Annotated in this window: 22 protein-coding genes; 14 read left to right on the top strand and 8 right to left on the bottom strand. The window is 54.3% G+C overall.

Annotation, left to right across the window (positions count from 1 at the left end):
- Positions 1-3: 3 nt before the first annotated feature.
- The 7 genes from EDC90_RS14585 (at position 4) to EDC90_RS14555 (ending at position 4,931) form a co-directional block, all read left to right on the top strand.
- The gene (locus EDC90_RS14585; RefSeq protein ID WP_132312883.1) at positions 4-1,560 is read left to right on the top strand and encodes a Na+/H+ antiporter subunit D; all 1,557 of its coding nucleotides are present in this window, start codon (positions 4-6) and stop codon (positions 1,558-1,560) included.
- Positions 1,561-2,037 (top strand): Na+/H+ antiporter subunit E, encoded by a 477-nt coding sequence (locus EDC90_RS14580; RefSeq protein ID WP_132312882.1) that lies wholly within the window; start codon positions 1,561-1,563, stop codon positions 2,035-2,037.
- A complete protein-coding gene (locus tag EDC90_RS14575) occupies positions 2,034-2,423 on the top strand; it encodes a cation:proton antiporter (RefSeq protein WP_132312880.1) in 390 nt (129 codons plus the stop codon). The genes EDC90_RS14580 and EDC90_RS14575 overlap by 4 nt, the downstream gene beginning before the upstream one ends.
- Before the next feature lie 4 nt (positions 2,424-2,427).
- On the top strand, positions 2,428-2,766 hold the full coding sequence (gene mnhG / locus EDC90_RS14570) for a monovalent cation/H(+) antiporter subunit G (protein ID WP_132312878.1): 339 nt from the start codon (positions 2,428-2,430) through the stop codon (positions 2,764-2,766).
- 378 nt (positions 2,767-3,144) lie between these two features.
- Entirely contained in the window at positions 3,145-3,567 is a 423-nt protein-coding gene (locus tag EDC90_RS14565) for a MucR family transcriptional regulator (RefSeq protein WP_132312876.1), read from the top strand.
- Between the two features lie 418 nt (positions 3,568-3,985).
- Complete coding sequence (locus EDC90_RS14560) at positions 3,986-4,420, top strand: helix-turn-helix domain-containing protein (protein ID WP_245511064.1); 435 nt, start codon at positions 3,986-3,988, stop codon at positions 4,418-4,420.
- Positions 4,410-4,931, top strand: coding sequence for a DUF6456 domain-containing protein (locus EDC90_RS14555; protein ID WP_207903922.1), 522 nt, complete (start codon positions 4,410-4,412; stop codon positions 4,929-4,931). Before EDC90_RS14560 ends, EDC90_RS14555 begins: the two co-directional genes overlap by 11 nt.
- Positions 4,932-4,935: 4 nt before the next feature.
- Here the strand turns inward: EDC90_RS14555 and EDC90_RS14550 are convergent, their stop codons facing one another.
- Both EDC90_RS14550 and EDC90_RS14545 read right to left on the bottom strand, forming a co-directional pair.
- Complete coding sequence (locus tag EDC90_RS14550; protein ID WP_132312872.1) at positions 4,936-5,364, bottom strand: SufE family protein; 429 nt, start codon at positions 5,362-5,364, stop codon at positions 4,936-4,938.
- 77 nt (positions 5,365-5,441) lie between these two features.
- Positions 5,442-5,999: a DUF5330 domain-containing protein gene (locus EDC90_RS14545; RefSeq protein ID WP_132312870.1), complete on the bottom strand. Its 558-nt coding sequence runs from the start codon at positions 5,997-5,999 to the stop codon at positions 5,442-5,444.
- A gap of 504 nt (positions 6,000-6,503) precedes the next feature.
- Here EDC90_RS14545 and EDC90_RS14540 point away from each other — a divergent pair.
- Complete coding sequence (locus tag EDC90_RS14540; RefSeq protein ID WP_132312868.1) at positions 6,504-7,481, top strand: peptidoglycan-binding domain-containing protein; 978 nt, start codon at positions 6,504-6,506, stop codon at positions 7,479-7,481.
- A gap of 15 nt (positions 7,482-7,496) precedes the next feature.
- A complete protein-coding gene (locus EDC90_RS14535) occupies positions 7,497-7,859 on the top strand; it encodes a DUF1491 family protein (RefSeq protein ID WP_132312866.1) in 363 nt (120 codons plus the stop codon).
- Between the two features lie 18 nt (positions 7,860-7,877).
- Here the strand turns inward: EDC90_RS14535 and EDC90_RS14530 are convergent, their stop codons facing one another.
- The 6 genes from EDC90_RS14530 to EDC90_RS14505 all read right to left on the bottom strand — a co-directional run bounded on the left by EDC90_RS14530 (position 7,878) and on the right by EDC90_RS14505 (position 14,120).
- On the bottom strand, positions 7,878-8,804 hold the full coding sequence (locus tag EDC90_RS14530; RefSeq protein WP_132312864.1) for a DUF2336 domain-containing protein: 927 nt from the start codon (positions 8,802-8,804) through the stop codon (positions 7,878-7,880).
- 192 nt (positions 8,805-8,996) lie between these two features.
- A complete protein-coding gene (locus tag EDC90_RS14525; RefSeq protein ID WP_245511069.1) occupies positions 8,997-9,761 on the bottom strand; it encodes an ABC transporter ATP-binding protein in 765 nt (254 codons plus the stop codon).
- A gap of 5 nt (positions 9,762-9,766) precedes the next feature.
- Positions 9,767-10,525: an ABC transporter ATP-binding protein gene (locus tag EDC90_RS14520; protein ID WP_132312859.1), complete on the bottom strand. Its 759-nt coding sequence runs from the start codon at positions 10,523-10,525 to the stop codon at positions 9,767-9,769.
- A gap of 5 nt (positions 10,526-10,530) precedes the next feature.
- A complete protein-coding gene (locus EDC90_RS14515) occupies positions 10,531-11,676 on the bottom strand; it encodes a branched-chain amino acid ABC transporter permease (RefSeq protein WP_132312857.1) in 1,146 nt (381 codons plus the stop codon).
- Positions 11,677-11,680: 4 nt separating this feature from the next.
- Complete coding sequence (locus EDC90_RS14510; protein WP_132312854.1) at positions 11,681-12,697, bottom strand: branched-chain amino acid ABC transporter permease; 1,017 nt, start codon at positions 12,695-12,697, stop codon at positions 11,681-11,683.
- Between the two features lie 73 nt (positions 12,698-12,770).
- A complete protein-coding gene (locus EDC90_RS14505; protein WP_207903921.1) occupies positions 12,771-14,120 on the bottom strand; it encodes a substrate-binding protein in 1,350 nt (449 codons plus the stop codon).
- 247 nt (positions 14,121-14,367) lie between these two features.
- Here EDC90_RS14505 and EDC90_RS14500 point away from each other — a divergent pair, with 247 nt between their 5' ends.
- From EDC90_RS14500 to EDC90_RS14480, 5 genes are all read left to right on the top strand, one after another.
- Positions 14,368-14,841, top strand: coding sequence for a YcgN family cysteine cluster protein (locus tag EDC90_RS14500; RefSeq protein WP_132312851.1), 474 nt, complete (start codon positions 14,368-14,370; stop codon positions 14,839-14,841).
- 144 nt (positions 14,842-14,985) lie between these two features.
- Positions 14,986-15,327 (top strand): carboxymuconolactone decarboxylase family protein, encoded by a 342-nt coding sequence (locus tag EDC90_RS14495; protein ID WP_132312849.1) that lies wholly within the window; start codon positions 14,986-14,988, stop codon positions 15,325-15,327.
- A 208-nt stretch (positions 15,328-15,535) separates the two neighbouring features.
- On the top strand, positions 15,536-16,048 hold the full coding sequence (locus EDC90_RS14490; protein ID WP_132312846.1) for a hypothetical protein: 513 nt from the start codon (positions 15,536-15,538) through the stop codon (positions 16,046-16,048).
- Positions 15,945-17,291 carry a DNA-packaging protein gene (locus EDC90_RS14485; protein ID WP_132312844.1) on the top strand — a complete coding sequence of 449 codons (1,347 nt, stop codon included), beginning with the start codon at positions 15,945-15,947 and terminating at the stop codon, positions 17,289-17,291. The genes EDC90_RS14490 and EDC90_RS14485 overlap by 104 nt, the downstream gene beginning before the upstream one ends.
- Positions 17,292-17,359: 68 nt before the next feature.
- Entirely contained in the window at positions 17,360-17,671 is a 312-nt protein-coding gene (locus EDC90_RS14480; protein WP_132312840.1) for a Dabb family protein, read from the top strand.
- Positions 17,672-17,893 lie beyond the last annotated feature (222 nt).

The raw sequence follows: 17,893 nt of genomic DNA, 5'->3' as shown, positions 1-17,893 counted from the left end.
ATCATGGCCGCATCGTCTTCCGCTCATCATGTTGACCTGTCGCTGGCGCTCACTATGGAGCCGTCAGACCTCACGCAGTGGCTGGTCATTCTACCTATTGCCTTATGTATTACCGTGGGCGCAGCGATGATGCTGGTGCGAAAGCACACAGTCTATCACCCTATAATCGCGATCGCCGCCCTGACACTTCTGGTGATCGTAGACAGTTTTCTTCTTTACGCCGTTTGCACCAACGGGCCGATAACGATGGTCGCCGGGCGTTGGCTTCCTCCCTTCGGTATTGCCTTTACGGCGGACGTTCTGGGGGCACTGTTTGCGCTTGCCGCTGCCATTGTTGCTCTGGCAGGCGCTATTTTCGCCATCGGTGATATCAACAAGCTCGAGCGGCGCTATGGTTTCTATCCATTTCTAATGCTGCTGATGGCCGGTGTTTCCGGTGCTTTTCTGACCGGTGATATCTTCAACCTCTATGTCTGGTTTGAAGTTCTGCTGATTTCGTCTTTCGGTCTTCTGATCCTTGGCTCAAGCCATGAACAGTTGGACGGTGCGATGAAATACGCCGTTTTGAACCTGATCGGCACGACCCTGTTCCTGATTGCTGTTGCTTATCTATATGCGGTCTTCGGAACGCTGAATATGGCTGATATCGCGATGCTTTCCCGCTCAGAGCCGTCGCTTCCAACCGGAACAATCGGTGCTCTTTTCGTCCTGGCTTTTGCGATGAAGGCCGCCGCGTTTCCGGTTAATTTCTGGCTTCCTGCCTCTTATCATACGCCGCGTACTGTCGTTTCGGCATTGTTTGGCGGTTTGCTCACCAAAGTCGGCGTTTACGCACTGATTCGTGTGATGGTGATGATCCTGCCGACTGATCTGGCAGTCCTTGGCTGGGTTGTGGGTGTCAGTGCTTTCCTGACTCTGATCCTTGCGGGGATGGGCGCGATCGCGCAGCATGATATTCGCAGAGCCGTCGGCTACATCGTGATTGTCGGCATCGGGAATATGCTGGCCGGTGTGGCGATGGGCGATGCCCTGGCGCTTCAGGGGGCCGTCTTCTATGCACTGCACTCGATCATACTGATGACGGCGCTCTATCTGGCCGTTGGTCTTGCAGGCAAGCTTGCTGGTGGGTTTTCGCTCAATCAGATCGCCGGGCTTTACCGAAGCAACCCTGTCTTTGCAGGTCTTTCTCTGGCGCTGTTCTTTGCAGCGGCCGGTTTGCCGCCATTTTCAGGATTCTGGCCGAAGGCGGTTCTGGTGAAAGCCGCGGTTGCCAATGGGAACTGGTGGCTTGTTTGTGCTATTCTGATTGCCGGTTTCTTCTCTTCGATCGCCCTTGGCCGGGTCTTTCTGCTGGCGTACTGGCGCCCGAGCGAAACGGAGGATCGCGTGCGGGTTGAGCTCAGGCTAAGCGAGTGGATCCCGCTTCTGGCGCTTTCCGCGCTTGTCGTCTGGTTTGGTCTGTTTCCGGAAAGTCTCCTTCATCTTGCATCCGTCGCTGTTGATGGTGTTCTTTCGCCTGAGGGCTATTTCTCCTCGGTCTTTCCTGAGGGAGGGCTCTAGATGTCCATGTATCTTCTGAACCTTGTTCTGGCCTTTGTGTGGGTTGCTGTTACTGGCAGCGCTTCATTACACAATCTCATCTTCGGCCTTCTGATCGGAGCAATCTGTGTCGCGCTTGTCCGCCATCAGGTTGGCGGAACCGGATATTTCACGCGGTTGATGAGAATACTCTCGTTGTTTCTTCTGTTTCTGTTTGAACTGATGAAATCAGCCTGGTCGGTCGCAAGTCTGGTCTGTTCGCCGAAGATGCATCTCAAGCCGGGTATCTTACGCTTTGACCTTTCGCTTGAAGATGATTTTCAGATCGTACTGCTCGCAAACATGATCACGCTTACGCCGGGAACGCTGTCTGTGGATGTTTCGGAGGACAAGAAGCGACTTTACATTCATGCGCTTGACTGTGCAGATCCCGAAGGAATCCGCCAGGATATTGCCAATGGTTTTGAAACCAAGATCAGGGAGGCCTTTTCCCGATGACACCTGAAACTATCGTACAGTGGTCGGCTCAGGCGTCGATTGTGATTCTCTGCCTCTCGCTGATCCTCACAGGGGTCCGGGTGGTCAAAGGGCCGACATTGCCTGACAGGGCGCTCGCACTGGATATGCTGGTTGCTGTTGGTATGGCCTTCATCGTTGTGATTGCGATACGCACGGGCTTCACGCTCTATATCGATATCGCCATCGCGCTTGGCCTTGTCGGCTTTCTGGCGACCGTTGCATTTGCCCGTTTCATTCGTTCCAGTGGTATGCGGGCTGAAACACGCACGGGTTTTGAGGTCAAACCGCATCCGATGGCCTACGACCATGGTGAAAGTGGCGAAGACGTGCCGGTTGTGACGGCTGACGCAGAAAAGAAAGGCTGAAACGATGGACTATGCTTTGGCAATCCTTGTCTCGCTGTTGATGCTGGGTGGTGCGCTTTTCACGCTGACGGCGGCGATCGGTATCCTGCGTTTGCCTGACCTTTACAGCCGTATGCACGCAGCTTCGAAAGCCGGTACGGTTGGTGCGGGTCTCACATTTTTGGCAATCGGCTTTCACTCAGGCGATATACCGACATTCGTTCGCGCCGTCGCCGGTATCTTGTTTTTCATTCTGACTGCGCCGATATCTGCCCACCTTCTTGCGCGCTCAGCGCATCAGATTGGTTACCCTTTATACGAAGGTACAGTGCAAGATGAACTTAAAAGTAGCGATGATGGTTAGAAAAGTGAAAAAAAGCCCTCAAGACGCTTGAGTTAAGTATTCTTTTGCTCCGCTTTTGCGTGCTTTCGGTTTCTAGTTTTGGAGATCGGCTGACAGTATTATTGTGTCTTTTATAACTTTACATTTTCGTATGAAATGATATTGCCTTCCTATGAGTAGATGAATTCAGCTCTTTAAAAACACAAAAGATAAATTTACCTTTTCATGTTTCGATAGAGGCGCTTTCTGCAGAATATTTGGTGTTATACGCCAGTGCGCAAGAAAATCGTGGTTTTGTATGAGCCTGATTGTCGCGTATTCTGTCATATCAGCAATGCAGTTCAGTGGCTCTGCTTGCCTCGGCCGAAACAGGAAGACGAAGATGGATTGGAGTAAATCATGACTGAAGCTGTCGCTGAGCAAGATACACAGAATCTGGTGGAGCTTACCGCGGATATTGTCGCCGCATATGTCAGCAATCATGTTGTCCAGACAGCAGATTTACCTGCTCTGATTACAGAAGTTCACAGTGCTTTGAGCAACACTTCAAAGCCATCCGGTGCAGCAGCTGCTGCTGAAAAGCAGAAGCCGGCGGTTTCCGTTCGCAAGTCGATCAGTGGCGATCATCTTGTCTGCCTTGAGTGCGGTGGCACGTTCAAATCGCTGAAACGTCATCTGATGACCCATCACGATCTGACACCTGATGCTTACCGTGAAAAGTGGGATCTTCCGGCTGACTACCCGATGGTCGCACCGTCTTATGCAGAAGCGCGCTCTCGCCTTGCCAAAGAGATGGGGCTCGGTCAGCGCCGCAAACGCTGACAGGTCCCATGCGGGCTCTGATGTTACGTTTTTTATTCGGTCGCCTTTGGGCGGCCGATTTTTTTTGGCTGAGCCGCCAGCGCGACTGCCTCAGATTGAATCGTGTTCAGTGTTTCCTCAAGTCGTTTCGCAACAATGGTTTTTATCCATTTCGGCCGATGGTCTGAGGGGATGTTGCGCTTTGCCAGCCATGTTTCGTGATCTTTCGGTTGAAGATAGATGAAGGTGGGAAACCTCATTTGAACTGTTTTACACCCGTATTCTGGTTGGTAGCCGTCTGAAAAGTATAGGAAAATAATCCTGGTATATTACTTTAAAGTCAAATAAAATCAATCATTGAGGGTATTCGTAAGCTCTTTTCTATCCCCGGTTCTTTCAAAACATGTAAGGATTCAAGCCTATTCAGGCGAGGATAACAATGAGCAGGGAACGAATGATCTTTACCAGTTTACGAGCACCGCTCAGCGAGTGGAAATGCAGTGGCGTACTTGGTTCCGGGCAATTAAATGAGGCCAATAGCAGGCCTTCGCAGCTTCGTCGCGCTTGCCGTGTTGTCCGGTTGATCACCAAGGAGGCCGGGCATCTTGCAGGAGCGCATGACATCGTGGAGCGCGCACAGAAGCAAAGGCTTTCACAAAGCCGCCAGATCGCAATGTATGTTTGTCATGTTGCCTTGCAGTTTTCGTTAAGTGAAGTCGGTCAGGCCTTCAATCGGGATCGTACCACCGTCGCCTATGCGTGCCGTGTGATCGAAGACAGACGCGACGACCGTGCCTTTGATGAGTTCGTCGCTTCGATTGAGCGTCTGTCCATTTCAATTCTGGCAGATTTGGAGTTGCTGGATGATGCGTGAGATCAATTCAGTATCAGCGGTGAAACACGGCGAGAAATCTCCGCTGATGCAGCTTTCGCGTCTGAAAGACCGCAACGGCAGCCTGTTTCTGACGTGTCAGGCCGTGGAAGCCGGAGCGCGGATTGCACGGGATTTTGACCGGGCACAGATGCAACCGAATATTTCCGCCTCGCTGATGCCGCGTCTTGAGACGCGGACAGGTGGCGTGAGCGGAGGCGATAACCTTTCCGATATCGCGCTGGATGCGCGCCGGCGGGTTAGGCATGCTCTCAAAGCCATCGGGCCGGAGCTTGCCGATGTCGTGCTGGATTTCTGTTGCTTTGAAAAGGGGCTTGAGCAAATTGAAAGAGAGCGGCAATGGCCCGTCCGCTCGGCTAAGGTGATGGTGCGCACCGCTTTGCAGGCACTTGCGCGCCACTATGCTCCGCCAAACATAACAGGTGGAATACGCCATTGGGGCGACGATGGCTATCGCCCCGATCTGTCTGCCCTGTTTCGGGATGAGCGGTAGTCAGTCAGGCGTTGTGCGAAAGGCGCTGGGTTGCGATTTCACGGATTCGCGTTACCATCGCGTTCAATCCGTTTGCCCTTTGTGCGGACAGGTGATCAACCAGCCCGATCTTCCGGAAAGTGTCGATCGCATCTGTTTTTGCGATTTCCGACGCTGTTTTGCCGGAATAAACCGTCATAACAATCGAGACGAGACCACGGACGATAAAAGCATCGGAATCGCCACGAAATCTGATCGGCGGATCCTGTCCCTCTTCGGCCTCGGCAACCAGCCAGACCTGACTGGCGCAACCATGAACACGGTTGGCCTCTGTCTTCTCTTCCGCAGGAAGGTCAGGCAGGGTTTTTCCAAGCTCGATGACATAGCGATAGCGGTCTTCCCAGTCGTCGAGAAAGGCAAAATCGTCAATGATCTGGTCGATTGTCTGGGGCATGTAAGTTTACCTTTGTTCGCTTCACAGACCATATAGCCATGATTGGGCCGGTTTTGAACCTTGGTCTTGAAAACGACTCAACGGGGGCGGCGGGTCGGGATCGGAACATCAATGGAAATACCACTGATGTCCGGAGAAAAGGCATCGGGTACCGGACCCGGCGGTTGCACGGCTTTTGGTGCGGATGGTTCGGCTGAGACCGTGTTGGTTTCTGCAATCGCACCGGTTGTGACCATGTCTTGTGGAGGGCGCTCGGCTTCCAGATTATGGTCGGCCAAAGGCGCTGGGTTCGTGGAGCCGTATGTATCGTCCGCCTGCTTTTCTTCCGTTGTTTTATTATCACCAAAATGCTGACCGAGATAGATATAGACGATCTCGGCGCCTTGTCTGGCCCGTGACCCGAGAAAGCTCAGAATACCGGCGCCATCTTCACAGACCTCCGGCTTATCCTCGCAGATGCCACTCATATATTCGATGGTTCCGCGCGCTGCGGAAACCGCTCCACCGATCTCCTGTGGGCCGGGCATCGCTGAGCGTTCGCTGGTCAGCGGCTTATCAAGCAGAAACGGTGCGAAGAAAGGCATGACCAGCAGCAGCAGAAATATCATGAATGCTGACTTCAGAAGAAATCTCATTGTGTTGCCCGTCTTGTTTCATCTCTTGCCGCATATTCACCGTTGCGGATTGTCATTGCCGCCTCAAATTCCTTCATTCGTCAGACAAGCCTGAAGGCCGGTCACTTTCGCAATGCAGAGCCGGAGAGACATATATCTTCTATCGGTCATAGCCCAAGTTGGTAAATGAGCCGCTAAGAAGGCATTGGTGTGGCTCAAGGTTGCGTATGCTTGTCTCTGGTAACCTCTGGACGTTGTGACGAAAAGACTGATTTTCCGTCATTTTTTTTACTTTCGGCCTTTCAGAAAAAGCGCGGGCGTTTTAACGACGTTAACCATAGACCGGATTTTTGATGCTTCATGTCCATTGCAAAAGGCCTGCAAGACTGGTTTTGAATGGATCAGAGCATTACGCTTCGTTAAGTCGTCATGGCCTATGTCTATGCACGCCGAAGTTGGATGCTCTTCGGCGCTGCCTGAAGGCGACGATAACGGTAACGCCAGAACTGATGCGGATAGGAACAGATGGCGAAGACGGTGAAAAAGAAAGCCAGGCGTGGGAAAAAGAAGAAGACGCCGGGGCTTTTGAGCAGATGGATGACCGAGACGGGCCGGTTTGCGGCACGCCATCCTTCATGGCTGGCGGGTCCTGTCGTGTTCGGGGTTGTCTTCAGTTTTGTCTCGGCCAATGCGCTCTGGTATCAACCGGGCCCGCATCCCGGACCGATGATGAAAACCCGCTCTCCGGTGGATCCCTATCTGGTGCCGGGACAACATGCGATATCGTCAGAAGAGGCGTATGAGACGTTCCGTATCGAGCGCGACGAAGACGTTGTTACCGGCTCGGTCGAAACACAGGAAGGCGCTCATCGGGGCGGGGAAGCAGATCTGATGGCCATCCTGAAATCGGTTCAGGATAATCCTCCGCGACCAGAGCCTGCGGTTCAGCCTGCCTCAGATGTTGAGGCTCAGGATGCCACCCTTGAAGACGCCTTGCCGGATAAGACCGCGATCCTCATCTCCGTTCAGAAGCGGCTTTCTGATCTGGGCTACTACACCGGCGAAGCTGACGGTGTGACAGGTCCTTTGACCCGTACGGCAATTATCAAGTTTCAAGCCGACCACAACCTTGCCGAAACCGGAACTGCCGATCAGGGGCTTTTGACGGTGTTGAACTCGGTCGCGTCGCAAGGCTCTCCACCGCTGCCCAGTCCGAGGCCACCGGCTGAAGTCTCCACTGGCACTGGCGATGCCGTCACGGCTGTGCTTCAAACCGCATCGGCATCTCAAAGTGCTGAAACTGCTGGTGTCGCAAGCCCGATGGTGGTCGAGATCCAGCGCGGCCTGGTCAATATTGCTTATGATGATGTGACCGTTGATGGCGTTGCCGGAACGAAAACCCGAGAGGCCATTCTGCAATTCCAGAAGCATTATCGCCTGCCGGCTACGGGTGAACCGAGTGTTGCCGTTCTGGATAAGCTGAAAGAGATTGGCGCGCTATGAGCGGGATAATCTGACATGCGTCTGCGTTCAGATATCTTTGTATCCGCTCTTGTCCGCCGGATCTTTGCCGAAGGTGGTTTTGCGGCCATCGAAAAAAAAGGGGCCGCCGAGGCTGGCGCCATCGCGATACGCCAGACGCTGCGCGATGGCTCGGAAAATCTGTTTCTGCCCGCGCTTCAAAGCGCAGACAACGCTGAAATTGCCGATCGCGTATTTGAAAGACGAATGCGTGATGCAGATGCGCTTTCAGTTTCTGACCGACTGGAAAAAGAGCGCCGTTTCGACGGTGACCTCTGGATTGTCGGAGTCGAGATCGAAACGATGGGCGATATCATCGCCGTTTTGCCAGAGGATCACAACTGGAGGGCAAGGCTGTAATTGGCCGCCTTTTTTAAGTCAGGCGCTTCGACGCTTGTCACGCTGAGGGCTTTCGTGGCCATCCGCGCGCTGCGTGGCATCTGACTGCCAGCGCAGCAGGCTTTCAATCGCGCCCTCTGTCGAAATGTCCCCGACCATTGCGCGGATTTCCGTGTGGCCATCATCATCGAGTGCCATATGCGGGAAAATGCGTGGCAGAACAAATGTTGTGTCGTCTTCGGACATGCCGAGTGCCACAAGAGCAGTTGCCAGCCGGTGACCGGAGATGTCGCTCAGAATGTCGTTGGCGAGAAGCGTTTCACCGCCCAGAGCACGCGCCAGCGTTTCCCGGAAAAGCAGATGCTCGCGACGACGGGCAAAACGCACCAGAAGAGCCGTTTGAAGCTCATTGAGTGTCACCAGTCCCAGCCGGTCATCCTTGTCATTGCCTGCAGCCTTCGCCGCCATTGCTTTCAGCGTCTGGCGCAGCGCTTCACTTCCGTCGTAGGTCGCCGCATTTTCAGTTGCGGCACCATCCTGATTGTCGTCTGGTTGTGGCTTGTGCGCACTGATGAGTGCTTCGATAACACGCTGAGAAAGGTCGTTGCGGTGGATGATCGCCCGCGTGTGGTCTTCGCTCTCTTCTTCGATAATACTGATCAGTGTGTCATCGGAAATCGAAGGTGAGCGGCCAAGAAACGGCGCTGATATGGTGATATCCTGCCGGGCGATAAACAGACAAACGCTTTGCGGAATATGCGCATTGCCGGAAAGCGCTGCGACAGCCTGACGCCGGGCTTCCATGCTCGAGGCTTCGTAAACCGGGCCGAAAAGCTCGGCAAAACGACGGGTTTCTCCGGCTGTAGGTTGCTGCAGCGAACCGAAGCTGGAAACCGTTGCCATGAGCACGACATCGAGCTTGCGCGCGCTGTTTACTCCTTCAAGTTCCCGATAGCGGTCAACCAAAGCCTTACTCCTCGAACTCGTCTTCAAAGCTTTGATCAAACTAGCGGCAAATCGTTAGAAAGATGTTAACCATGGAACAGGTTGGGCGTTGACCTTTGCTCTTCATAAGCAAGAGACGCCATCTGCGCTGAGTCTGTCACGCAGATGACGTCTCGCTCGGCCGCCACATCGGTTGCAAAAAGATATTCTCGCTCAGATCGCCAGATATTCGTCGCGAAGTTCTTTGTTGTCGAGAACCTCCTGCGCAGTTCCGGCGAAGACTGCCTGTCCCGTATCCATGATGACGGCCTTATCGGACAGACGCAGAGCAGCAACGGCGTTCTGTTCGACGATAATCGTCGTGATGCCGAGATCGCGGATCTGTCGGACAATGCTTTCGATTTCCTGAACGATAACCGGTGCAAGCCCTTCATAGGGTTCGTCGAGAAACAGGATTTTCAGATCACGCGCCAATGCGCGTGCTACAGCGAGCATTTGCTGCTCACCGCCGGAAAGCGTGATGGCCTCCTGTCCGCGCCGTTCGGCCAAGCGGGGGAAACGTTCATAAACCTGCTCGATTTCCCAGCCCTTCTGCCCGGAAACCTGGGCAAGTATAAGGTTTTCCTCAACAGTCAGACCACCAATAATCCGGCGATCTTCCGGAACCAGCTGAACGCCGAATTGCGCTGCCTGAAAGGCACGCCTGTTGTGTAAAGGTTCACCGTCCAGCCAGATTTCACCCTGCGTGAGCGCCGGGCTGTCCAGCCGTGCCAGTGTTCGAAGTGTTGAGGTCTTGCCTGCACCATTGCGCCCGAGAAGTGAAAGCACCTCTCCTCTGGCAATATCGAAGGAAACCCCTTGCACGATATAGCTTTCGCCATACCAGGCGTGAATGTCGCGAACGCTGAAAAAGGCGCCGCCATGATCCTCTGACACCTGATCCTGCTCCTTCACGAAACTGTTCCTGTTCTGAAACATGTTCATCAATGCGTCTCCCCGAGATAGGCTTCCTTTACCTTCGGATTGCCACGCACTTCATCCGGCGTGCCATCGGCAATGATGCTGCCCTGTGCCAGAACCGAGATTTTATCGGCCAGCGAGAAGACCACATGCATGTCATGTTCGATGATCACCTTGGTCATGCCGCGCGCCTTGATACGCTGCAAAAGTTCAATCGTCATATTGGTGTCGTGGCGGGCCATGCCCGCAGTCGGTTCATCCAGAAGCAGGAGCTTCGGCTTCTGGATCAGGCACATGGCCAGCTCCAGCCGACGCTTGTCACCACGCGAAAGCGACCCCGCCTCATGGTGCCGCCTTGCCGAAAGTCCGATATCTTCCAGAACGAACTCGGCTTCATCGCGGATTTCTTTTTCACCGGAGAGCGCCATTATGGCATTGAGCCTGAAAGCGCCGTCCCGCCGGGCAAAGGCCGGGATCATGACATTTTCGATCAGGGTCAGGTCCGGGAAAATTTCAGGGGTCTGGAAAACCCGGGAAACGCCGAGCTGATTGATTTCATGCGGTTCATGTCGATCCAGTGTTTCACCATTGAAGATGACATGGCCACGGTCAGGCCGGATCCTGCCAATGCAGACATTGAGAAGCGTCGACTTGCCTGCCCCGTTTGGTCCGATGATCGCGTGAACCTTGCCTTCCTCGACTTCAAGCTCAACATCTGAAAGCGCACGAAGCCCGCCGAAACTCTTGTGAACGTCTGCAACATGAAGAACGGTGTTGGTCATTGTTTTCACTCCGCAGGCTGCAGGCGAGCGTTCACGGCTTTTCTTTTGCCGCCGCCGCCATTTGTGAAACGGGCTTTGAGACGTTTAAGGCCTTCCATGATGCCGCCGGGCAGGAAGATCACAATGGCCATGAAGATCAGACCCAGAGTCAGGTGCCAGCCTTCGCCAACAAAGGGTTCAACGATTTTGATCAGCGGAACTTCGATAAAATCCGGCAGTGCGCCAAACAGACTGTGCAGCGTCTGCTCGTTGAAGGATGAGAAAATGTTTTCGAAATACTTGATCACCACGGCGCCGATGACCGGGCCGAGCAACGTGCCAACACCGCCCAGTATGGTCATCAGGACCACTTCGCCCGAGGCCGTCCACTGCATACGCTCCGCGCCGGCCAGCGGATCCGTGACCGCCATGAGCGATCCGGCGAGGCCTGCGAACATACCGGAAATGATGAAGGCGGAGCGCAGGTAAGGGCGGGTGTTGAAACCGGTATACATCATTCTGTTCTGATTGGATTTTACCGCTTTCAGCATCATTCCGAACGGAGAACGGAAAATCCTGAGTGTGATGAAGAAACAGACCAGAAGTGCAACTGCGCAGAAATAGAAGCCTTCATAACCCTGCAGCTGAATACCGAACATATCCGGTGTCGGCAGGCCTTCGCCTGCCGGATAAAACAGGCGGTCGAGGATGCGCGGATCGTTCTGCGAGAGCTGAAGACCGGTTTCGCCGTTGGTGATGGGTGTCAGCACCGAATAGGCGAGATTGTAGCTCATCTGGGCAAAGGCCAGTGTCAGGATTGAAAAGTAGATGCCTGAACGCCTCAGGCTGACGAAACCGATGACCGCCGCGAACAAACCGGCAAACACCATGCCGAAGAAAATCGCGGGCAGGGCGTTCATTGTCAAAAGCTTGAATGACCACACCGCAGCATAGGAGCCCACACCCAGAAAGGCTGCGTGACCGAAGGAAAGATACCCTGTCAGACCGAAGAGAATGTTAAAACCGATTGCAAATATTCCGAAGATTGCGAATTTTTGCAGCAAGGCCGGATAGGCAGCGCCCAGCGGGATGAAGATGACTGGTGCCAGAAGCACAACCGCGGAAAAGGCCAGAAACAGAAGCCAGTCATTGCGTGAGAGATTGGCGAACATTGCTCTAGTCCTCCATCACGCCACGTCGGCCCATTAATCCGCGCGGCATTGTTAAAAGGATGATGACAGCAACAAGGTAGATAATGACCTGGTCGATACCGGGGATGATGGCCTTGACCTCGTTCATCGAGGCGAAAGACTGAAGAATACCAAGCGTGAAGCCTGCGACGATGGCACCTGGCAATGATCCCATGCCGCCGACGACAACGACCACGAAGCTCAAGACCAGAAAATCCATGCCAAGATGATAATTTGGCGGCAAAATCGGCGTGTACATCACGCCGGCAAGCCCGGCGACAACGGCGGCGACGCCGAAAACGACTGTGAAGCGCTTCTCGATGTCAATGCCCAGCAGCCCGACGGTTTCACGGTCACGCATCCCGGCGCGAACAACCATGCCGTAGGTCGTGAACTGAAGAAATGCGAACACTGCGCCGATAACCAGCGCTGCAAACAGGAAATAGATCAGCCGCCACCATGGATAGACGATGAAGGCATCTGCCATGCCGAACCATGCGGCAATGTTGGCCGTTCCTGCGAAAGCATCCGGAGCGGCCTGCGGCACCGGATTGGCGCCATAAATCTTCTTGATGATTTCCTGAAGAACGATTGCAAGCCCGAAGGTTACCAGAATCTGGTCGGCATGGGGCCGTTTGTAGAAAAAGCGGATCAGGCCTCGTTCCATGACAAGCCCGATCAGAAGCATGACCGGAATGGCCAGAAGGATCGACAGGGGCACGGACCAGTTAATCAGTGCTGCACCAAAATCGCCAAAGGCATATTCCATGTAGGGAACGGGGCGGGGCGCAAACAGCGCGCCTTCGGCTTTTGGCGGCTGGATCGGCCAGGTCAGAAGGGCGTTGAATGTAACCGCGCAGAAGGCGCCGAGCATGAAGAGCGCCCCGTGCGCGAAATTGACAACGCCAAGCGTGCCGAAAACAAGGGTAAGGCCCAGTGCGATCAGCGAGTATGCTGCACCTTTATCCAGCCCGTTTAAGAATTGAATGATGATTGCGTCCATGACCCTGCCATCCACATCCGTTGATAAAAAGAGGCGGGCGTTATCGCCCGACCTCGTTTATGTGAATGAAAAATCAGCAGTTTTTGGCCGTGTCCGGGCCAAGTTCACCACCAAAGATTGACGGGTCGTAATCCACGTCCGAGCGCGAAACCACCTTCACAACTTCCAGAAGGTCAAATTCGCTTTGTGGATTCGGGTTCCCGCGCACGACCAGAACATCTTTCATGCACTGATGATCTGCTGCCCGGTAGAGCGTTGGACCATTGCCCATGCCGTCAAACTCAAAGCCTTCCAGAGCTTTGATGACTTCCGGTGCATAGAAGGTTCCGGCTCGCTCGACAGCATCGGCATAAAGCAGCGCCTGCACATAGCAGGTGTGGGCGGCCTGCGACGGCGGGAAGCCATATTCCTCGCCAAAGGATTTCACGAAGGCCTGGCTGCCGGCATCCTGAAGTGACCAGTTCCAGTTGGCAGATCCGAGAATGTTCTCAGCGGCCTTGCCTGCGCCCTGTGCCATCAGACGTGAGAACAGCGGTACAACAATCTCGAAGTTCTTGCCGTTCACCTGCTTGTCCTTCAGACCAAACTGAACGGCCTGCGTAAGCGAGTTGACCATGTCACCGCCATAATGGTTCAGAATCAGCACATCTGCGCCGGAATTGAGAACCGGGGTGATGTATTGTGAAAAGTCACCCGCACCAACCGGGGTTTTAACGGTCTGAACCGTTTCCCAGCCGAGGTTTTCTGTGGCGTTCTTAATCGACTCTTCCTGTGTCCAGCCCCAGGTGTAATCCGCGGTCAGGTGATAGGCGCGCCGATCTGAACCGTACTCCGCCTGAAGTACAGGGGCCAGCGCCTCGCCGGACTGGTAAGCGTTGAAAAAGTGACGGAAACCATAGCGCCGCTTATCCTTGCCTGTCGTGTCATTGGAGTGTGTCAGTCCGGCCATGAACAAGACGCCCATATCCTGGCAGAGACTCTGGACCGCAATCGCGACACCGGACGACGAGCCGCCGGTAATCATCACAGCCCCTTCTTTTTCGATCATGCGCTTTGCGCTGTCACGGGCTGCATCGGACTTGGTTTGCGTGTCACCGGTCACATATTCCACCTTCTTGCCCAGAATACCGTTTCCTTTCAGGGTATTCGGCGTAAAAGTGTTCAGCATGCCGCCATCACCTTCACCATTCAGGTGTTTTGCTGCCAGCTGAAGTGCTTTCAGTTCGTCAGCCCCCTCATCAGCATAAGGCCCGGTTTGCGGTACGTTAAAACCGAGGGTAACGGTGCTGCCCGTCGGCATGTTGCAGGACATCATATCCTGTGCGTAAGCCCCACGCGTGAAAAAGGTGGGGGCGGCCAGAGTGGCACCAGCCACAGCGCCAGCCCGCAAAAGGCCACGCCGGTTTATCAGAAATTTCGACATTGAACAGACTCCTCCCAGGTCTTCAATTTAGATGCGCACCTCTCCTCAAAGGCGCGGGTGCGTTTTCTCCCAAAAACGCTATTGAATGCTACCAGTGGGCCAAATTGTCGCAATTAACCGATAGTGATACGACCTTCGTTCAAGACAGTTTTTGCTTACGTTTACGTTCAAACTTTTATTGTGAAGGCCTTGAACCTGACTATTGAGGAGCGCATAAGGGCTGCTTCTGAAATGAAAGTGGTTCAAGATGTCCGGTTCACCAGACAATGCCGTACCGTTCTGGCAGCGCAAGTCGCTTGAGGAAATGACCCGTGGCGAATGGGAAAGTCTTTGCGATGGTTGCGGCCTTTGCTGTCTGAACAAGCTGGAGGACTGGGACACCGGCGAGGTTGTTTTTACCTCGGTTGCCTGTCGCCTGCTGGATGGTCATTCATGTCAGTGCTCCGATTACGAAAATCGCTGGGATACGGTGCCGGAATGCATCCAGCTGGATGTTGAAGGTGTTCAGAATATTCCGTGGTTACCGCCGACCTGCGCTTACCGGCTGATCTATGAGGGGCGTGACCTCTACTGGTGGCACTATCTTGTGTCCGGTGATCGCGAAACGGTGCATCAAGCTGGTATTTCTGCGCGGGACCGCACGGTCAGCGAGGCAGGTATGCCACTGGAAGAATACGAGAACTACGTGGTCGACTGGCCAGTAAAAGCCGGCCAGGAGTAACAGGCCTTAAGATCAGATCCGGGCGTTGAACGTTACGCGATGTGCTATGCTCTTCTGTCTGTGGAGTTGATATGGCGCAAGGAATTCTCTGCGCTATCTTTTTATCCTGCAATTATCGTAGTTACGAATATCTGAGGTGATGTGATGGCAACTGACTACAAGGCCATGATGGCTGACATCGGCAAACAGACCGCTGTTCTGAAAAAAGACATTCCCGACACCATGTCCAATTTCTATGCGATGGCCGGTGCTGCGGATAAAGCCGGAGCGCTTGATCCGAAAACGAAGGAGTATGTGGCGCTCGGCATCGCAATAGCAATTCGCTGCGAACCCTGCATTGCCTTTCATACGCGCTCTCTGGTGAAGATGGGTGTAACCAGAGAAGAGTTTGAGGAGGTGCTGGGAACGGCAATCTACATGGGTGGCGGACCCGCGGTGATGTATGCCGCACACGCCATGGAAGCATTCGAGCAGCTTGCGATCTGACAAGAAAAATTCCTCTCTAGGAAAATAATCCTTGACGGCGTAACGGTGTTTTGTTAGGTTGTCTTTACAGTCGGAGAATTGCGGTCATGGGACTGGCCCTCATCTGGGGTTCCATACTTCACTTCTTATCGACATGCGTTTTCAAGCCCGGCCTTTGTGCCGGGCTTTTGCGTTTCTCACAGCCGTTTTCGAATGAGAGGTTTCTGAGATGGCAGAAAATGATTTCGGGCGTCTGTCGCTGTTTGCTCCCTGGCCACGCAGCCCGGTTTATGACGGGGGTATCGGTGTGTTGCCGGCAGAAGCTGGCTACCATGACATCGAACCCAAGGCGAAAGTGACCGATGCAGATGATCGCCTGCGATTATTGCTGAATGATCTGACCACAGAAATGCGCGCACAGTTTGCATTCTTCAGACGGCTGCGGCTTGCCGCTGATCGCAAGAGCAAGTCTGCAACCGATGATGCGGGGAAGGAACTCCGCGCAGATGTGAAGGCGGCGGCGGATGCGATGTCGCTGATCATCCGCACACTGGAAAAGGCCGATGAACTGCAACGGCGGCTTGCTGCTGCACGTCAGAGCGCGGATGATCAAAATTTCGACAGCAAGGACTACGCCGATGCCAGAGCCCACTTCCTCGATCTCATCGAAAAACGGGCCGAGGAACTGGCAGAGCGCAAAAGCGCAAAACGCAGCATTGCCGGCGCATCGGCAAAAGACTGAGGCGGATCCGCTTTTCTATGCCCGTTTTCTTGCCAAAGACTGGGCGTTTCTGGCCCGACCCGAACAATTGCCGCCGGATGGCGACTGGAGAAGCTGGCTTCTGATGGGCGGGCGTGGCTCCGGCAAAACCCGTGCAGGCTCAGAATGGGTTCATGCGTTGGCGATGGCGCCGGGACGCAGCAGCGATTTGAGGATCGCTCTTGTGGCGGAAACACTTGGGGACGCCCGTGAAGTGATGATCGACGGAATTTCCGGAATCTGCCGTATTGCGCGGTACGCAAAACCCGATTTCGAAATCAGCAGGCGACGTTTGATCTGGCCCAATGGTTCGATGGCCTATCTTTATTCGTCCGAAGATCCGGAGGCGCTGCGTGGTTCGCAGTTCCATTATGCCTGGTGCGACGAGCTTGCAAAATGGCGCTATGCCTCTGAGTGTTGGGATATGCTTCAGTTCGGCCTGAGACTTGGTGACAAGCCAAAACAGATGATTACGACGACGCCGCGTTCCGTACCCTTGCTGAAAAATATTCTGGCGGCAGACGATACCGTGCTGACACGGATTGCGACAGCCGACAATCTGACAAATCTGGCACCCGGCTTCATACGTGCGATGAACCGGCGCTATGGCGGAACCCGGCTCGGGCGGCAGGAACTGGATGGTGAGCTGATTGAGGATCGTGAAGACGCACTTTGGCGCCGGAGCGATCTCGAAGGCATGGTGACACGTCGTGGTATGGCGACTGGCCGGATTGTTGTGGCTGTCGATCCGCCTGCCGGTTCGGGCCGCCATTCCATTTGCGGGATTGTGGTGGCAGGCGCGATGGAAAATGGTGGTGCGCTGGTGCTGGACGACTGCTCAATGGAAGGTGGAACGCCAGCGCAATGGGCGCGAGCTGTGGTGGAAGCCTTCCGCCGGTTCGATGCTGACCGCGTTGTGGCGGAGATCAATCAGGGCGGTGACATGGTGACAGCAATGTTAAAAAGCGTAGATGAGCGGTTGCCGGTCACGACGGTACGGGCCCGGCGCGGCAAGTTTTTACGTGCTGAACCCGTCGCTGCGCTTTATGAACAAGGGCGTGTGCGCCATGCAGGCCATTTTTCACGGCTCGTCGACCAGATGTGCGATTTCGGCCCTGACGGACTTTCAGCCGGACGTTCGCCGGACCGGCTGGACGCGCTGGTCTGGGCGTTGACCGCCTTGCTGCTGGAAGAGGCTGGTATGCCGCGCGTGCGCGGTGTTTAGCTTGCTCTGATTGAGGGTGCATGGTAGCGGAAAGCCGCAAAAATCAGGTTCAACCGCATGAGGTTTTTATGATTCGTCATATCGTATTCTTTTCCGTGCCTGAGGGCGGTGATGCTGATGCGATCGAACGCGGCTTGTCGCAGCTGACGGAAAACCCTCATGCGAGCGTTCTTGAGATTGGTCGCAACACGCGGACCGATCTTTATGACCAAAAGGTTGATTTTGTGGTCTACGGCGAGTTCGAGGACGATGCTGCGCTTGCCGCTTACCGTGCACATCCGATTTATGAAAAGTCGACCGCTGAGGTTCGGCCTTTGAGGGAAATGCGTATTGCTGCCGATTTTGATAGCGCAAAAGCTGTGAAGACACGCCTGCCTTAAGGCAAAGAGCAGGATCTATATCGACTGAGCAGGCCCCGGTTTTCCGGGGCTTTTTTATTGCAGACACCAGACATGGGGTGGAGCATGAAAATGCCGTTTCAACTGCCGGGCCGACGACCGGCGGAACTGACCTGCCCCCCGCATGGTCCCGCGTTTTGATGTAGAGTTTGCTCATTTATATGGAGCAGATTTATGCGAAAGAGCCGTTTTACCGAGGCGCAG

It is taken from the genome of Martelella mediterranea, from assembly GCF_004342225.1.
In the GTDB taxonomy this organism is placed as follows: domain Bacteria; phylum Pseudomonadota; class Alphaproteobacteria; order Rhizobiales; family Rhizobiaceae; genus Martelella; species Martelella mediterranea_B.
This window is presented reverse-complemented; position numbering and strand designations above follow the sequence as displayed.

Excerpts from the sequence above, each read along its gene's own strand:
- EDC90_RS14520 (WP_132312859.1), bottom strand. The coding sequence starts at position 10,525 with ATGACCAACACCGTTCTTCATGTTGCAGACGTTCACAAGAGTTTCGGC.
- EDC90_RS14540 (WP_132312868.1), top strand. The coding sequence starts at position 6,504 with ATGGCGAAGACGGTGAAAAAGAAAGCCAGGCGTGGGAAAAAGAAGAAG.
- EDC90_RS14565 (WP_132312876.1), top strand. The coding sequence starts at position 3,145 with ATGACTGAAGCTGTCGCTGAGCAAGATACACAGAATCTGGTGGAGCTT.
- EDC90_RS14580 (WP_132312882.1), top strand. The coding sequence starts at position 1,561 with ATGTCCATGTATCTTCTGAACCTTGTTCTGGCCTTTGTGTGGGTTGCT.
- EDC90_RS14500 (WP_132312851.1), top strand. The coding sequence starts at position 14,368 with ATGTCCGGTTCACCAGACAATGCCGTACCGTTCTGGCAGCGCAAGTCG.
- EDC90_RS14550 (WP_132312872.1), bottom strand. The coding sequence starts at position 5,364 with ATGCCCCAGACAATCGACCAGATCATTGACGATTTTGCCTTTCTCGAC.
- EDC90_RS14495 (WP_132312849.1), top strand. The coding sequence starts at position 14,986 with ATGGCAACTGACTACAAGGCCATGATGGCTGACATCGGCAAACAGACC.
- EDC90_RS14575 (WP_132312880.1), top strand. The coding sequence starts at position 2,034 with ATGACACCTGAAACTATCGTACAGTGGTCGGCTCAGGCGTCGATTGTG.
- EDC90_RS14480 (WP_132312840.1), top strand. The coding sequence starts at position 17,360 with ATGATTCGTCATATCGTATTCTTTTCCGTGCCTGAGGGCGGTGATGCT.
- EDC90_RS14560 (WP_245511064.1), top strand. The coding sequence starts at position 3,986 with ATGAGCAGGGAACGAATGATCTTTACCAGTTTACGAGCACCGCTCAGC.
- EDC90_RS14585 (WP_132312883.1), top strand. The coding sequence starts at position 4 with ATGGCCGCATCGTCTTCCGCTCATCATGTTGACCTGTCGCTGGCGCTC.
- EDC90_RS14535 (WP_132312866.1), top strand. The coding sequence starts at position 7,497 with ATGCGTCTGCGTTCAGATATCTTTGTATCCGCTCTTGTCCGCCGGATC.
- EDC90_RS14515 (WP_132312857.1), bottom strand. The coding sequence starts at position 11,676 with ATGTTCGCCAATCTCTCACGCAATGACTGGCTTCTGTTTCTGGCCTTT.
- mnhG (WP_132312878.1), top strand. The coding sequence starts at position 2,428 with ATGGACTATGCTTTGGCAATCCTTGTCTCGCTGTTGATGCTGGGTGGT.
- EDC90_RS14545 (WP_132312870.1), bottom strand. The coding sequence starts at position 5,999 with ATGAGATTTCTTCTGAAGTCAGCATTCATGATATTTCTGCTGCTGCTG.
- EDC90_RS14510 (WP_132312854.1), bottom strand. The coding sequence starts at position 12,697 with ATGGACGCAATCATCATTCAATTCTTAAACGGGCTGGATAAAGGTGCA.
- EDC90_RS14490 (WP_132312846.1), top strand. The coding sequence starts at position 15,536 with ATGGCAGAAAATGATTTCGGGCGTCTGTCGCTGTTTGCTCCCTGGCCA.
- EDC90_RS14505 (WP_207903921.1), bottom strand. The coding sequence starts at position 14,120 with ATGTCGAAATTTCTGATAAACCGGCGTGGCCTTTTGCGGGCTGGCGCT.
- EDC90_RS14555 (WP_207903922.1), top strand. The coding sequence starts at position 4,410 with ATGATGCGTGAGATCAATTCAGTATCAGCGGTGAAACACGGCGAGAAA.
- EDC90_RS14525 (WP_245511069.1), bottom strand. The coding sequence starts at position 9,761 with ATGTTTCAGAACAGGAACAGTTTCGTGAAGGAGCAGGATCAGGTGTCA.
- EDC90_RS14485 (WP_132312844.1), top strand. The coding sequence starts at position 15,945 with ATGCCAGAGCCCACTTCCTCGATCTCATCGAAAAACGGGCCGAGGAAC.